11 protein-coding genes are annotated in these 13,768 nt (G+C 72.1%); 5 read left to right on the forward strand and 6 right to left on the reverse strand.

Translation table 11 applies throughout. The features are described from left to right. Positions 1 to 54: 54 nt before the first annotated feature. On the reverse strand, positions 55 to 1,014 hold the full coding sequence (locus ACZ48Z_RS15815; RefSeq protein WP_468736408.1) for an AraC family transcriptional regulator: 960 nt from the start codon (positions 1,012 to 1,014) through the stop codon (positions 55 to 57). Between the two features lie 215 nt (positions 1,015 to 1,229). On the opposite strand from ACZ48Z_RS15815, the gene ACZ48Z_RS15820 reads away from it, so the two are divergent. Together ACZ48Z_RS15820 and ACZ48Z_RS15825 are read left to right on the forward strand one after the other, a co-directional pair. Next, positions 1,230 to 1,601, forward strand: coding sequence for an ANTAR domain-containing protein (locus ACZ48Z_RS15820; RefSeq protein ID WP_468736409.1), 372 nt, complete (start codon positions 1,230 to 1,232; stop codon positions 1,599 to 1,601). A gap of 210 nt (positions 1,602 to 1,811) precedes the next feature. Beyond that, positions 1,812 to 2,981 (forward strand): alanine--tRNA ligase-related protein, encoded by a 1,170-nt coding sequence (locus tag ACZ48Z_RS15825; RefSeq protein ID WP_468736410.1) that lies wholly within the window; start codon positions 1,812 to 1,814, stop codon positions 2,979 to 2,981. Positions 2,982 to 2,999: 18 nt separating this feature from the next. Here ACZ48Z_RS15825 and ACZ48Z_RS15830 read toward each other — a convergent pair whose 3' ends face one another. Beyond that, on the reverse strand, positions 3,000 to 5,348 hold the full coding sequence (locus ACZ48Z_RS15830) for an ABC transporter permease (protein ID WP_468736411.1): 2,349 nt from the start codon (positions 5,346 to 5,348) through the stop codon (positions 3,000 to 3,002). Beyond that, positions 5,345 to 6,037, reverse strand: coding sequence for an ABC transporter ATP-binding protein (locus ACZ48Z_RS15835; protein WP_468736412.1), 693 nt, complete (start codon positions 6,035 to 6,037; stop codon positions 5,345 to 5,347). The genes ACZ48Z_RS15830 and ACZ48Z_RS15835 overlap by 4 nt, the downstream gene beginning before the upstream one ends. Before the next feature lie 218 nt (positions 6,038 to 6,255). Between ACZ48Z_RS15835 and ACZ48Z_RS15840 the strand changes: the two genes are divergently transcribed. Beyond that, positions 6,256 to 7,554: a sensor histidine kinase gene (locus ACZ48Z_RS15840; protein WP_468736413.1), complete on the forward strand. Its 1,299-nt coding sequence runs from the start codon at positions 6,256 to 6,258 to the stop codon at positions 7,552 to 7,554. 314 nt (positions 7,555 to 7,868) lie between these two features. Then, positions 7,869 to 8,573: a response regulator gene (locus ACZ48Z_RS15845; protein ID WP_468736414.1), complete on the forward strand. Its 705-nt coding sequence runs from the start codon at positions 7,869 to 7,871 to the stop codon at positions 8,571 to 8,573. On the opposite strand, the gene ACZ48Z_RS15850 is transcribed toward ACZ48Z_RS15845, so the two are convergent. Next, positions 8,570 to 9,022 (reverse strand): flavodoxin family protein, encoded by a 453-nt coding sequence (locus tag ACZ48Z_RS15850; RefSeq protein ID WP_468736415.1) that lies wholly within the window; start codon positions 9,020 to 9,022, stop codon positions 8,570 to 8,572. The genes ACZ48Z_RS15845 and ACZ48Z_RS15850 overlap by 4 nt on opposite strands. A 98-nt stretch (positions 9,023 to 9,120) precedes the next feature. On the opposite strand from ACZ48Z_RS15850, the gene ACZ48Z_RS15855 reads away from it, so the two are divergent. Next, positions 9,121 to 9,759, forward strand: a complete 639-nt coding sequence (locus ACZ48Z_RS15855) for a class I SAM-dependent methyltransferase (protein ID WP_468736416.1) — start codon at positions 9,121 to 9,123, stop codon at positions 9,757 to 9,759. Between the two features lie 76 nt (positions 9,760 to 9,835). On the opposite strand, the gene ACZ48Z_RS15860 is transcribed toward ACZ48Z_RS15855, so the two are convergent. Both ACZ48Z_RS15860 and ACZ48Z_RS15865 read right to left on the reverse strand, forming a co-directional pair. Beyond that, positions 9,836 to 12,853, reverse strand: coding sequence for a glycosyl hydrolase (locus ACZ48Z_RS15860; RefSeq protein ID WP_468736417.1), 3,018 nt, complete (start codon positions 12,851 to 12,853; stop codon positions 9,836 to 9,838). Positions 12,854 to 13,136: 283 nt separating this feature from the next. Next, positions 13,137 to 13,583: a hypothetical protein gene (locus tag ACZ48Z_RS15865; protein ID WP_468736418.1), complete on the reverse strand. Its 447-nt coding sequence runs from the start codon at positions 13,581 to 13,583 to the stop codon at positions 13,137 to 13,139. Positions 13,584 to 13,768: the final 185 nt, after the last annotated feature.

The raw sequence follows: 13,768 nt of genomic DNA on the forward strand, positions 1-13,768 counted from the left end.
CTCACAAGAACGCAGTGCCTGCCGGCCTCTTTGTCACCAGCCGCAGAGGGGACGTCAGCCGCCGTGCAGGGTGCGGCGCGGCGGGCGGGCGTAGGAGTGCTGGTAGAGGGTGGCGAAGCGGCCCGGATGGTGGAAGCCCCAGCGGGCGGCGATGTCCGTGACCGTGGCACCGTCCTCGGGGTCGGCTGCCGTCAGCTCGTCGTGGGCGTGGGACAGACGGACCTTCCGGAGGTGTTCCAACGGGGTGCTGTCCAGGTGCCGGCGGAAGGCGTACTGAAGCGCGCGGACGCTGACGTGGGCCGCCTCCGCGATCCCGGCGACGGTCAGCGGCTGGTCCGCGTGGTCGTCGATGTGGGCGAGGGCGCGGCGCAGGGCGCCGGGGTGGGCGTCCTGGCGGTCGGCGCCCGTGGGCCCGGCGGTCGCGGTGTTGGGGAAGGTGGCCAGGACGGTCGCGGCCAGGTGCTGGGCCGCGGTGGAGGCGACGAGGGGCTGGTCGGCGACGGCCGGGTCCGCCAGGACGTGGTCGCGCACATAGCGGATCGTCGCCCGAAGCTGCTCGCCCGCGGCGGTGCTGACCGGCCGGTGTCCGGTCAGCCGGACCGGTTCCGGGTGCCGTCCGCCCGCGGTCCCCGCGACCTGGGTGAGCAGCTGCGGGTCCAGCATGGTGATGTTGTAGCGGGCGGCGTGGACACGGCCCGCGTAGGACAGTTCCGGCGGGGCGAAGGACACCACGTCGCCGGGGCCGAAGGAGTCCGAGACGCCCTGGTAGACGTGGTCCTCGATGGTGCCCTCGTGGACGACGCACAGGCAGATCCGGCCCAGCGGGGTGACGGCGTAGCTCATGTCGAAGTCGAGGTCGATTTCGTCGATGCTGAGCGAGTCGATGGCGGTGCGCCGGACCTGCGCGCGGCTGCTGTCCGCGGTGCCGTTGCCGATGTTCATCTTCGCGTAGGCATGGCTGAGGAACTCCTCGGTGCGGTCCAGGTCGTCGCTGTCGAACGTCAGCGTTTCCATGGCGGCCAGGTCCTTCCCCTCACGGCGCGGCTCCTCCTTTGGCCTCGTACCCTCGAATGCCGGGATGTTGCCGGTCCGCGTTTCGTTTTCTGTCCTGCCAGCTCGCGAAGTGTGCGCCCGATGGCTCGCGGTGGCCGTCCGGGGACGCGCAGGCTGGAGGGGCGGCGGCCGCTGGAGTCGCCGGGCGGCAGGGGGAGAGGGCGACGGGGCTGTGCATGACGGAACGCGAAGATTTGGTTGAGAAGATCGAGGAACTCCAGGGGGAAATCGCCCAGCTCAAGCAGGCCCTTGTCTCGCACGCCGTCGTCGATCAGGCGATAGGTGTGGTCATGACCGTGAGCGGCCTGCGCTCCGAGCAGGGGTGGGACGTACTGAGGACCGTGTCCCAGCGCACCAACACCAAGCTGCGGGACGTCGCCCTGCATGTCGTGCACTGGCCCGACGTCGGCAGCCTGCCCGCGGAGATCCGCCCGGCCCTGCGCAGCGCGCTGGCCGAGGCACAGGCGGTGCACGGCGGGCGGGCACTGGTGGGACAGGAACAGCTGTGCCGGGGGCACGGCGGTGTCCTCTCCGGGAAAACCCGGTGACGGTCCGGAGGTCGGCGGATACCGTTGGCCGCATGAAGGTCACCAGCTGTACCCACACCGCAGCCGCGCGAGCGACCAGCTCGCCGGCTGCCGACGCCTGACCTCTTCCTCTCCCCCGGCGGCCGGAAACGGACCGCCGGTGCAGGACCTCTGGTCGCCTCTGTGTCCCCGCGGTCGTTTCCGGTCCCACCAGACCGAAGGACCACCGCCATGGACACGGACCGGACCGTACGCGTCTTCACCGACTTCTACCGCGAGCGCGGACACCACCTGATCACGGGCGGCACACTGCTGCCGCCGCCCGGGGACCCGGTGCTCTTCACCACCTCGGGCATGCACCCGCTCACGCCCTACCTCGAGGGCCGCCCCCATCCACGGGGCCGCCGGCTGGTCAATGTGCAGCGCTGTCTGCGTACGACCGACCTCGACGAGATCGGTGACTCCACGCACCTCACGGTGTTCGACATGCTCGGCTCGTGGTCGCTCGGCGACTACGGCCACTCGCAGAGTCTTCGCTGGGGGTACGAGCTGCTCCGCGACGGGTTCCGCATCCCTCACGAGAAACTGCATGTCACGGTGTTCGGCGGTGACGGACAGGTGGGCCCCGACCTGGAGTCGCTGCGCACCTGGCAGGAGATGGACGTCCCGGTGGAACTCACCCGGGAGGACAACTGGTGGTCCAACGGGCCGGTCGGCCCGTGCGGCCCCGACTCGGAGATCTTCGTGTGGACCGGCGGAACCCCGCCCCGGGGCACCCCCACGACCGACCCGCGCTGGGTGGAGATCTGGAACCACGTCGTCATGCGCTACCGCCGCCGCGAGGACGGCTCGCTCCAACCCCTGGAGCGTCCCGGAATCGACACCGGCATGGGACTGGAACGCCTGGTCACCGTCCTGCAGGGCCACACCTCGGTCTACGACACCGACCTCTTCGAGCCATGGATGCGACTGCTGCCACCGCTCTGGGAGCTCGACGAACCCTCGCTGCGGCTGGTCTGCGACCATCTGCGCTCCGGTGTCGTCGTCATCGGCGACGGGGTAGGGCCGTCCAACACCGGGCGCGGATACGTCCTGCGCCGCATCGTGCGCCGGCTGCTCACCACCCTGCGGCGCGACGACCCGTCCCGCACCCTCTGCGACCTGCCCGTGGAGCTCCTCCAGCACACGCTGGACCACTTCGGGACGACGTCCGGGACGGATCTCGTCCGTGACGTGCTGCTGGAGGAGGAACGCCGGTTCGACCGGCTGCTGGAGCGCGGTCGCCGACTGCTGTCCGGGCCGCGGTACCGAGGGACGCTGAGCGAGGAGGACTTCGAGTACCTGCACGACACCCACGGTCTCCCCCGCGACCTGGTCCTCGGCCTGCGCGGCCAGGAGTGACCGCGGCCCGTCGAGCCGCTACTCCGTGCGCAGGGCCGTGGCGGTACGGGCCTTCGCCGCCCAGCCCGCCGGGAGCATCGCGCCCAGCAGGGAGATGACGAGCCCGGCGAGGCCCAGCAGGAGCAGCTGCGGGGTGTCGTACACGTCGAGGACGGACCTGGGGAGTTCGGTGCCCGCGGTGTGCCCCATCACCGGGAGCACGAAGCCGTGCAGGGCGTATCCGGCGGGCACTCCGACGAGTCCGCCGAGCACGCCGATGCCGACCACCGAGGCGAGGACGAGGCTCGCGGTCTGCCGCGGCGACATGCCGAGCGCCTTGCACACGCCCAGGTCGTGGACGCGCTCCCGGGTGTCGAGGACGACGGAGTTGAGCACGCCGAGCCCGGCGACGCTGACGAGCATGAGGGTGAGGAGCGCGGCCATGGTGTCCAGGATGAGGATGAAGTTGTCGTGCTCGGAAGGGGAGTTGGCCTGTGCGTCGCCCCCGAGGGGCTGAACCTTCGCGGCGAGCTTCTCGGCGTACGCGGGTGCGGAGACCCCGTCCTTCACGTCGACCAGGAACACCGAGGGCCGGGTCGCGGGGAAGTCGGCGAGGTTCACCTGGATCTCCAGCACGTCGTCCGAGGTGCCGAAGGCCTCGCCGACGATGCGCAGGGTGGCCGTCTCCTTCCCCACGGTCACGCGGACCGTGTCGCCGACCTCGGTCCCGGTGCTCTCCAGGAACTGGCCGGCCACGACGACCTGGCCCGCGCCGGTGATCCAGTGCCCGGAGATCATCGCGTAGCCGCCGGTGCTGGAGTCGCCCTGGTAGAGGGTGGCCCGGACGGATCCGGAGACCCCGGCCACGGTGGCGTCCTGCTGGGCCTTGCCGTAGTACGAGGCCGTGCCGGGCTGGGCCTCGATCGCGGCCCTCATACGTGCCGGGTCGGCCGGGGTGGACTCCGGGGTGCCCGGGGCGGGGACGTGTTCGCCGCCCGCGACGCTCGGGCCGCCGGTGAAGACGGTGACCGCGGAACGGTTCTCGGGGTCCTGTACCGCAGCGACCTCGTTCAGCGAGGAGGTGAGGCCGACGGCGAAGGTCGCCGCGATCGTGCCGAAGGCCACGGCGAGCAGCATCGCGAGTGTACGGACCGGATGCGCGAAGGGGGCGGCGAGACCGTAGGTGACGGCTCGGGGCAACGGCAGGCGGCCTGCCGCCCGGTGCGCCCACTGACCGCGTCCGGTGCGCGGGGCCCGGCCCAGGGCGATGGCCTCGACCGTGCGCAGCCGCCCTGCCCGCAGCGCGGGGACGAGGGCCGCGATCCCCACGACCAGCAGGGCGCCGAGGGGGACCACCACGTCCACCCACCAGGCGACGGACAGGGTCGCGGTGCCGTAGGCCTGCTCGGTGTCGTCGAGGAGCGGCACGGCCAGCAGGTTGCCGAGGACGACTCCGAGAGCGATGCCGGCGCCCGCCGGGATGAGTGCCTGGGCCACATAGGCCCGGACGACCTCGCGCGGGGTGAACCCGATGGCCTTGAGGATGCCGATCCTGCGCAGACTGGTGCCGACCGCGCCGCTGATGACGCTGCCGACGATGATCACCGACATGACGATGCCGAGGACGCCGAAGGCGATCAGGAACGGGATGGTCGGGGCGGCTCCCTGGTCGGCGGCGAACTTGGTGTCGAGGTAGGACCGGGTGCCGAGGAGTCCGCCGGACGGGACGGCGGCGACGAGTTCCCTGCGGTCCGCGGCGATGTCACCCTTCGAGCCCGCGGATTCGAAGCGGTAGAGCATCTGGCTGATCAGCGGCGCGTCCTTGGAGGCAAGTGCCGTGACCTGCGCGGGTGTTGCCCATATGTCGGCGCTCTTGCCGGCCGAGGTGGCGAAGCCTACGACCGTGAGTGTCGTGTCGGAGACGGTCAGCGTGTCGCCCAGGGAGAAGGCGGGTCCCTCGTAGGAGGAGCTCAGCACGATCTCGCCCGGTTTCCTCACCCACCGGCCCTCAGTGAGGTCCAGGTCGTCCACGGCGGCGTGCGGACCGGTGCGTCCGACCAGGGTCATGGCCGGGGGCCGACGGCCGGCCGAGTCCGTCCCATGGACCAAGGCCGTGGGATACGGCCCCACGCTCGCGGTGACGCCGTCCAGCCGGCCGGTGGCCCGGAGCTGCTCCGCGGTGACCTTGGCCGGGTCGAACTCGGCGGTGAGGTGCGCGCCTTTCTGCTGGGCGAAGGCGTGGTCGAAGGGTGCGTTCGAGACGACGATGAGCGAGCCGGCGACGACGGCGGCCGCCACGGCCATCATCGTGGCGACGGCGATGACCACGGTCTGCACGCGCCGCCGCCCGACCCCGGAGCGGACGACGCGGACGAGCGGTCCGGTCATCGCACGGCCCCCGCGCGGGAGTCGAGAGCGACATGGCCGTCGACGAGGTGGACGGTACGGCTCGCGCAGGCCTCGGCCAGGGCCGGGTCGTGGGTGACGAGCACGATGGTCTGTCCGCCGCGGTGCAGGTCGACCAGGAGGTCTCTGACGTCCTGGCCCGACGCGCTGTCGAGGGCGCCGGTGGGCTCGTCGGCGAGCAGCAGCGCGGGCCGGTTCACCAACGCCCGTGCGACGGCGACTCGTTGGCGTTCCCCGCCGGAGAGCCGGCCGGGGTAGGCGCGGGCGTGCTTCTGGATGCCCAGGGCCTCCATCAGCTCATGTGCCCGGGCCTCCGTGCGGCGCCGGGAGGTTCCGGTGAGCTGTGCGGGCAACTGGATGTTGTCGAGGACGGTGAGGTCGTCGAGGAGGTTGAAGAACTGGAAGACCATGCCGATCCGATCACGGCGGTACTTGGCCAGGGCGTGTTCACCGAGCCGGTCGATCTGCTGCCCGGCGACGGTCACGGTGCCCTCGGTCGGCTTGTCGAGGCCCGCGACGAGGTTCAGCAGCGTGGACTTGCCGCTGCCGGAGGGGCCGGTCACGGCGAGGGCCTCGCCCTGGCCGACGGAGAGGTCGAGCGGTCCGAGCGCGGGTGCGCCGGCGTTGTCGTAGCGCTTGGCCACGCCCTTCAGTTCGATCACTTGGGTCATGGGAGGTGCCCGTCCTCACAGTTGTCGGGTCGTGTCCTTGCCGGCGTGGCGAAGGTACGGAAGGGCGGGGTCGGGGCGCGTCCGCCGGGACGGCGAGACACGGCCCTCCGTGCGGAGGACGAGGTGGCGGGGTCATCCCTGCGAAGTACGCCCGGTGGACGGGGGGTTGGTCGCGCAGACGGACGCGCGGCGGGCCCTGGGGCCGCGACAATGTGCGCATGGAGACGAGGTACCTGCGTGGATGGCGTCGGCAGGTGCATGCCGCGCTGCGGCCGGAGGCGAGGGGTCCCGCGCTGTCGCGTCGGTCGGTGCGCTTCGACGTGCTGCTGGCCGTGCTGTTGACGGCGGTCGCGCTGGTGGTGGCGTCGCGCTATCCCGGCGACGGTCCGGTGCAGGTGTCGAGGATCGAGTACGGGGCGCCGGTTCCGCCCAGGCCTCCCGTCCTTCCGGGCGGGCGGATCGAAGAACCGCTCTCCGCACCGCCCTGGGGCCTGGTGGTGCTGTCGGCGCTTCCGCTGGCGGCCCGGCGGCGGTTTCCGCTGACCGTGTTCGCGGTGGTGCTCGGCGCGGCCCTCGCCATCGGCGACGACGCCTCCTGGATCACTGTGCTGACCTGTGTCATCGGCACGTACAGCGCGGTCATGCACAGCCGGCACCGGGTGGGGGCCATGGCCGGCCTCGTCGTCGCGGCCGTACTGGCCGGTGTGGCCTTCCGGTCGACGGAACCGGTGCTGCCCGGCTGGTCGAGCCCGGGGGTGCTGCTGCTGGTGGCCGGGGTGTTGGCGAGCGTGGTCCGGAGCGGACGGCGGCGGCTCGCGGCCAGCCGGGACCGGTTCGCGGCGCTGGAGCGGGCGCACGAGGAGGCGACACGCAGGGCCGTGGAGGAGGAACGCGCCCGGATCGCCGCCGAGTTGCACGACGTCGTGACACACAATGTGAGCGTGATGGTCATCCAGGCGGGCGCCGCGCGCAAGGTCATGGACGCGTCCCCGCAGCGGTCCAAGGAGGCACTCCTCGCGGTCGAGGCCGGGGGCCGGGCCGCGATGGCCGAACTCCGGCACGTGATGGGCCTGTTGGCCGCCCCGGACACCGGCCGCCCCGACTCCCCCGCCGACGGCCTCGAACCACAGCCGGGCCTCGGGCAGTTGGGCGCCCTGATCGACCGGGTGCGGGCCGCCGGGACACCGGTCGGCATCTCGGTGTCGCTGCCCCCGGAGCCGCTGCCGCCCGGCGTGGATCTCACGGCGTACCGCGTGGTCCAGGAGGCCCTGACCAACACCATCAAGCACGCGCCCGGCGCCGAGGCCGTCGTCACCGTCGGCTGGAACGGTGACCGGCTGGAGATCGAGGTCATGGACACCGGCCCTGTCCGCGACGGCGTCCCCCCGGACGGAAACGGCCGCGGGCTGATCGGCCTGCGCGAGCGCCTCGCACTCTACGGCGGCGAGCTGACGGCCGGTCCGACTCTCACCGGCGGCTTCCGGATCCGGGCGGAGGTGCCATGGCGAACGGGATGAGCGGGGAACCGGTCGGCGGGGAGGCCGGGTTGGCTGAGGCCGGCCGCCGGGACGAGTGGCCGCGGAACGCCGGACCGGCGGGCGTGGGGAGCGGGCAACAGGTCGCCAGGGCGGCAGGGTTGACTGAGGCCGGGCAACGAGGTGAGCGGCATCGGAACGCCTGGCCGACGGGTACGGCGAGCGGGGAACCGGTCGGCGGGGAGGCCGGGTTGGGTGAGACCGGGCGACGAGATGGGCGGCATCGGAACGCCGGACCGGCGGGCACGGCGGGCGGGCAACGTATCGGCGGGGAGGCCGGGTTGGGGGACGACGGTGTGGGAGACGACGTGTTGCGGGTCGTCATCGCCGACGACCAGGCCCTGGTGCGGACCGGGTTCGGGATGATCCTGGCCGCGGACGGCATCGAGGTGACCGCGGAGGCGGCCGACGGGGCGGAGGCGGTCGCCGCGGTCCGGCGGACCCGCCCCGACGTCGTCCTCATGGACATCCGGATGCCGGTCATGGACGGCATCGAGGCCACCCGGCGGATCCTCGCCTCCGACACCGCGGGCGAGATCCGCGTGATCATCCTGACCACGTACGACCTCGACCACTACGTCTACGCCGCCCTCACCGCGGGGGCCAGCGGCTTCCTCCTCAAGGACGTCACCCCCGAGCACCTGGTGTCCGCCATACGGTTGGTGCGGTCCGGCGACGCCCTCCTGGCGCCCGCGATCACCCGCCGGCTGATCGAGCGTTTCGCCCGCCGGGAGGAGGCCCTGTCGTCGGCCACCTCGCACCACGACCTGTCCGGGCTGACACCACGTGAGCTGGATGTGCTGCGGCTGCTGGCGACCGGGCTCAGCAACGCCGAACTCGCGAAGCGGCTCGTCCTCAGTCCGACGACGGTGAAGACGCACATCGGGCGGATCCTGTCGAAGCTGGAACTGCGCGACCGCGTCCAGGCGGTCGTCCTCGCCTACGAGAGCGGGCTGATCACGCCAGGCGGAAGCGCTGAAGACGCCCTGCGGGACATCTAGGACATCAGCCCGGCCGCGACCGTCGCTCCCAGCTCCCAGCACGCCTCGATGTCGGCCTTGGCCGGTTCGCCGGTGACCGTCACCGGTTCGGCCGCGCGATGCCATCCGAGGCCGGTGGTGATCGACCCGATGCCCCGCAGGGCGCCGGTGACGTCGTTCCCGCCGTGCACGTAGACACCGAACGGCCGGCCGCGCGTCTCGTCGAGGCACGGGTAGTAGACCTGGTCGAAGAAGTGCTTGAGCGCGCCGGACATGTAACCGAGGTTGGCCGGGGTGCCGAGCAGGTAGCCGTCCGCCTCCAGGACGTCCGAGGCCGTGGCTGACAGGGCCGCACGCCGCACGACACGGACGTCCTCGATCTCCGGCGCCGTCGCACCGGAGACGACGGCTTCGAACATCGCCTGGCAGTTGGGCGAGGGCGTGTGATGCACGATCAGCAAGGTGGCCACGGTCGAACCCTGCCCGCCTCGGCTTTCGTCCGCAAGCCACGCCGTGGCGGGACGGTGCCGGGCTACGATTCACGGACACCACGAGGGGGGAGCGGACCGTGGCCGACGAGGAGCACGGGCAGCGGGCGGCGGCGGTGTTCGACGCGCTGGGGCTCACGTACGAGAAGGCTTTCGCGCATTCCGAGGCACACCGGGCGTCGCTGGAGTGGCTGCTCGGCCGGCTCGCGCCCGGCAGCCGTGTCCTGGACGTCGGCAGCGGCACCGGCCGCCCCACCGCGTCGACACTGGCGGGCGCGGGTCACGAGGTGCTGGGGGTGGACGTCTCCCCCGTCATGGTGGACCTGGCCGCCCGCCAGGTGCCGGGGGCCTCGTTCCGCAACGCCGACATCCGCGAAGTGCCGCTGGAGGAGGGGTCGTTCGACGCGGTGTGCGTGTACTTCTCGCTGCTCCAGATGGACCGCGCGAACCAGTCGGAGGTGCTGACTCGGCTGGCGCGGGCCGTGCGGCCGGGAGGCAGTCTGGTACTCGCGACCGTGCCCGCGGACGTGGAGGACTTCGCGATCGAGTTCATGGGCAGACCCGTCCGGGCCACCAGCTTCGCCGCCGAGGACTTCGTGGCCGTGGCGCGCGCCGCGGGTCTCACGGTGGAGTCCGAGCAGCACGTGGAGTTCACCCCTGACCACCCCGACGGCGCCACCGAGCCGCACTTGTTCCTGTACTGCTCGCTTCCTTCCTGAACGCCGGGAAGGCCACAGCCGCCAGGAGCAGGCTGTGGTCCCCCGGCCCCGCCCCTCGCAGGGCTAAGGTCAGCGGTCAGCGCACGGCTGTCTGCACATACGGCACCAGCCGCACCGGTCCCGTCAGACCGTGGTCCTGGCGGGCGACCCCGCCGAACACCGAGGGCTGTTCGGCCCTCAGCCGGTTGATGAGCGGTGTCGCCACCTCGACCTCGATCGTGTTCTCGCCGCACCGCAGCCAGGGGCCGAGGTCGACGACGGGGTGGAGACGGTCGGCCGCGGGCAGGCGCCTGCCGTTGACGCTCACCCGGAACGTGTCGCTGACCTGGCCCAGCTCCAGTTCGGCGCCGTGCGACGGCGACCAGTCGGCGGGCAGGGTGACGGTGGTGCGGTAACGGCCGATGCCCGCGGAGTCGGCCAGTTCGGGGATCTGCGACCAGGGCTTCAGCGTGTCGAGAGTGACAGTGCGCAGGACGCGGTCGGTCCGGGTGGCGTCCTGGCCCGGGTACCAGTCCTCGACGGCCAGTTCCCAGCGGGCGGGTGTGATCGGTGCGGGCACGGCGGGGGTCCGCGTGGTGACGGTACGGCCCTGGGACAGGCGTGTGGTCCAGACACCGGCGGACACGGCACGCACGGTCAGCCCGCGCTCGGTGAACAGCACCGCGTCGGCGTCGGTGACCTCGGCGTGCGGGCTGTTGCCGTGCCGGTCGCCGAACAGCCCCGGCCGCCCCAGAGCGACGATCGTCGTCTGCCCGGGCCGGAGCGTGACGCGCAGGGTGACGTCGTCCCCGTCGTCGGTGTACTGCGCGAGCCGTACCGCCTCGCCCGTCCAGGGGTCGAGCAGATACGGCACGGTCCTTCCGCCGTGGGTGCGCCGGAGGGTGACGTCGTGGTCGATCGCGGCCACGGGAGGCTTGACGGTCTCTGCGTGCTTGCCGTTGCAGAGGTAGTAGAAGTCCGCGTCGGCGGTGACCCGGTGGGCGTTGAGGAGCGTGGACGCGGTCGCGTGCCGTACGTCGGCACGCACCCCGAGCCCGGCGAGGGCGTCGCCGATCGCCGCCTTGTCGGTGACCCTGACGACATGGGGCAGCGCGAGGAGCCGGGCGAGGAGGTCGCGCAGCCGGTCCGTCTCGCCCTGGTCCGGGATGCCCGGGGTCAGTGCCTGGTCGAAGGCGCCGAACATGACGACGGGCAGTCCCGCCTCGGCCAGGACGAGGATCTTGCGGGCGTCCTCGACGGCGAGCGTGGCCGTGGAACCGTAGAAGAAGTCGCCCTCGACGAACAGGGCTTTGTAGGCGGGGCCTTCGGGGGCGAGCCGGCCGCCAGAGACGGTGGCGGAGGGCAGGTCGAGCAGCGGTCCGCTGAGGAACTGGTGGGTCCAGCCCAGCGGGACGCCGGTCGCCGTGAACCAGGAAGCACCGATGCCGGTGGCGGTGTAGCCGGTCTGCCGGAACACGGCGACGTCCGCCCGGGCGGTACCGGCCTGGAGCACCTGGTGGACCCGGCCCAGGTATCCCGAGATGTCCTCGGCGTGCCGCCAGGTGGGCTGGCGCGGACCCCAGGACTCGCCGTAGCCGGCGGTGCCGTTGTACGGGCTGAAGGCCGCGAACCCGGGCCAGTTCACCTGAGGGGCGGTGGCGTAGGAGAAGCCGTGCACGACGGTCTGGTTGACGCCGGCCGCGTAGGCGCCGCCCATGGTGCGCAGGAAGCGGTCCCAGGTCGTGCTGTAGGCGGATCCGTTGTAGGCGCCCGCCTCGCAGGACAGAATTCTCCGCCCGGCCATGTCCCGGCCGCCGGCCAGGCAGCGGTAGTCGTCCAGGTTCTTGAAGCCGAGCGACTCGCCCTCGGAGATGTCGAGGATCGCGGCGGAGGCGATGGCGTCCGTCTGGAGGCCGTAGGGCTGCGAGCGCAGGGTCATGTCCAGGGTGTGCGCCCAGTCCCGCAGGGCCGTCAGGTGGTGCCGGTTGAAGAGGCCGGAGACGGTCTCCCAGAAGTCGTGCCGGATCTGGCGGGTCAACTGGGCGTCGTAGGCGAAGACTTGGTTGCTGTTGTCCAGGACGAGGGCCGGCAGGTACGGCAGCAGCGGCCGGCCGGTGTGCTGCTCGAACGCCTCGGGCAGCAGGGGTGTCCAGGTCAGGCCGTCGGTCTCCAGTTCCACGGAGTCCTCGAAGAAGGAGCCGCCCGCGGCCCGCAGCAGCCGTCGCAGGGAGGGGGTCAGCAGCCGGTCCTCCCAATAGGAGGTGACCGCGGTGGTCCCGGCCGTGCTGAAGTGGTCGACGGCGTGGGCGGCGGGCACGGAGTGGGGTCCGGACTCCGGTTGCTGGCCGGAGCCGCGCACCCAGTAGGAGACGAGGACCCAGTCCCCGTCCTCGGGTGCGGTCCAGGTCAGCGTGGTGCCGGTGACGGTCGCGGTGAGGTCCTGGACGCTCGCCGGGTCCAGACCTGTCTCCTTGCGGGTCGAGTTGGCGGGCTCGATACGGGCGGCCTGTACCGCCAGGAGCCGCTGGTGGGTCACTCCCGCGGCCGGGGCGTGGACGGGCGGCGGAACGGGTCCCGTGTAGGTGGCCCCACCGGACAACGCGGCTCGGCCGTGGACGAGTTCCTTGGCGGCGGCCTCGTCGTCGGGTGCCACTCCGGGGACGGCAACGGGCCAGCTCGGACCGAGGGTGAGGTCGACGGTGAGCCCACGTCTCACGGCGCGGCGCAGCGCGGCCTCGACACCGTCCCGCCAGGGTCGGCTGCCCCAGCCGTGGTGCGCGGTGTCCAGCACCGACTTGTCCTTGATGCTGTGGTGGACGGCGGAGATCTCCACACCGCCGAAACCGGCGTCCGCGATCTGGTCGACCTCCCGGGCGATCTCGTCCGGGTCCACCAGGCCGTCCGGCCACCACCACCGGAACTTGGGCCGCACCGACCGCTCCGGGGCGGCGAACCAGTCGGCGGCAGGCCCTGTTCCCGTCCTCGTCGCCGTTCCCGGCCCCGCCGCCGTGGCCGGGGTCGCCGTCCCGAGCGCCGCGGCGGCGCCTGCGGTGAGTCCGGCGGCCAGGATCGCGCGTCGGGACATGCCGTCGCGCTGCGGGATGGCTTCATGCATGTGGGCGTCCCAAGGATGGTATTGAATCGTTTCAATCACTGGTGAACGCCGGAACGCTAAGCCGCTGGTTCCCAGCAGGTCAAGATGCGTGCCATGCCAATGCCGCACGTGCGGCCGGGCTCCGACAGAACGTGGCCCGCGTCGTAGGACAGCGGGTCCGTGCACTTCGGCTCGGCAAGCCAACTGACAGTGCCGGTGCGTCGGTTGGCGCGACGGGCTGCGAGCGAACGGTCGCATCCGCGAGGCAAGCCCCTCCGCGGGTCCTTCCAGGGTGGACGTGAACCTACGAGGTGCCGCGCAGTTTCCGTATGGTCCCACCGAGCTTGTTCCGGGCCCGGTCCAGGTGTTCCGCCTTGGTGCTGACGACCCAGCGCGGGCCCACCAGGTAGGTGCCCCCGTAGACACTGGCCGCGTCGAGCCACGCCTCTTTGTACTTCTCGGCGGGGAAGGTGGTGATGCGGTAGTCGGCCTGCTCCGAGTGACACAGCCCTTCCCGCAGTTCGTCCGCCTCGATACGGATCTCGGCCTCGCAGCCCGCCAGACCGGCGATCACCTCGATCCTGGGCGGGGCCACGATCCCGGCGGCAGGAGCGGCGGAACTCTTCGACGCCCGAGCGCCCTGCGGGGTGTCGTCCTCGCCTCCACCGCACCCCGTCACCAGGGCGAGGCTCCCGACGAGGGCGGCCAGCGGCAGCCCGGCGATCCGATCACTGCGTCCTCGTCGCGGCATGACCCTCTCCGTATCCAGTCGGCATCCAGTCTGCGGACCGTCCACTTGAGTACGGAAGATCGGTTACGGCTGTTCAGTCGCCGTGTGCCGTCGGGGGGGGGGGGGGGGGGGGGGGGGGGGGGGGGGGGGGGGGGGGGGGGGGGGGGGGGGGGGGGGGGGGGAGGGGGGGAGGCCGGGGGGGGGGC

It is taken from the genome of Streptomyces sp. NPDC031225 (assembly GCF_055570355.1).

What these genes read in the sequence shown, in the direction of transcription:
- ACZ48Z_RS15840 (WP_468736413.1), top strand. Translation starts at nt 6,256, where the DNA reads ATGGAGACGAGGTACCTGCGTGGATGGCGTCGGCAGGTGCATGCCGCG.
- ACZ48Z_RS15830 (WP_468736411.1), bottom strand. Translation starts at nt 5,348, where the DNA reads ATGACCGGACCGCTCGTCCGCGTCGTCCGCTCCGGGGTCGGGCGGCGG.
- ACZ48Z_RS15820 (WP_468736409.1), top strand. Translation starts at nt 1,230, where the DNA reads ATGACGGAACGCGAAGATTTGGTTGAGAAGATCGAGGAACTCCAGGGG.
- ACZ48Z_RS15865 (WP_468736418.1), bottom strand. Translation starts at nt 13,583, where the DNA reads ATGCCGCGACGAGGACGCAGTGATCGGATCGCCGGGCTGCCGCTGGCC.
- ACZ48Z_RS15815 (WP_468736408.1), bottom strand. Translation starts at nt 1,014, where the DNA reads ATGGAAACGCTGACGTTCGACAGCGACGACCTGGACCGCACCGAGGAG.
- ACZ48Z_RS15835 (WP_468736412.1), bottom strand. Translation starts at nt 6,037, where the DNA reads ATGACCCAAGTGATCGAACTGAAGGGCGTGGCCAAGCGCTACGACAAC.
- ACZ48Z_RS15860 (WP_468736417.1), bottom strand. Translation starts at nt 12,853, where the DNA reads ATGCATGAAGCCATCCCGCAGCGCGACGGCATGTCCCGACGCGCGATC.
- ACZ48Z_RS15825 (WP_468736410.1), top strand. Translation starts at nt 1,812, where the DNA reads ATGGACACGGACCGGACCGTACGCGTCTTCACCGACTTCTACCGCGAG.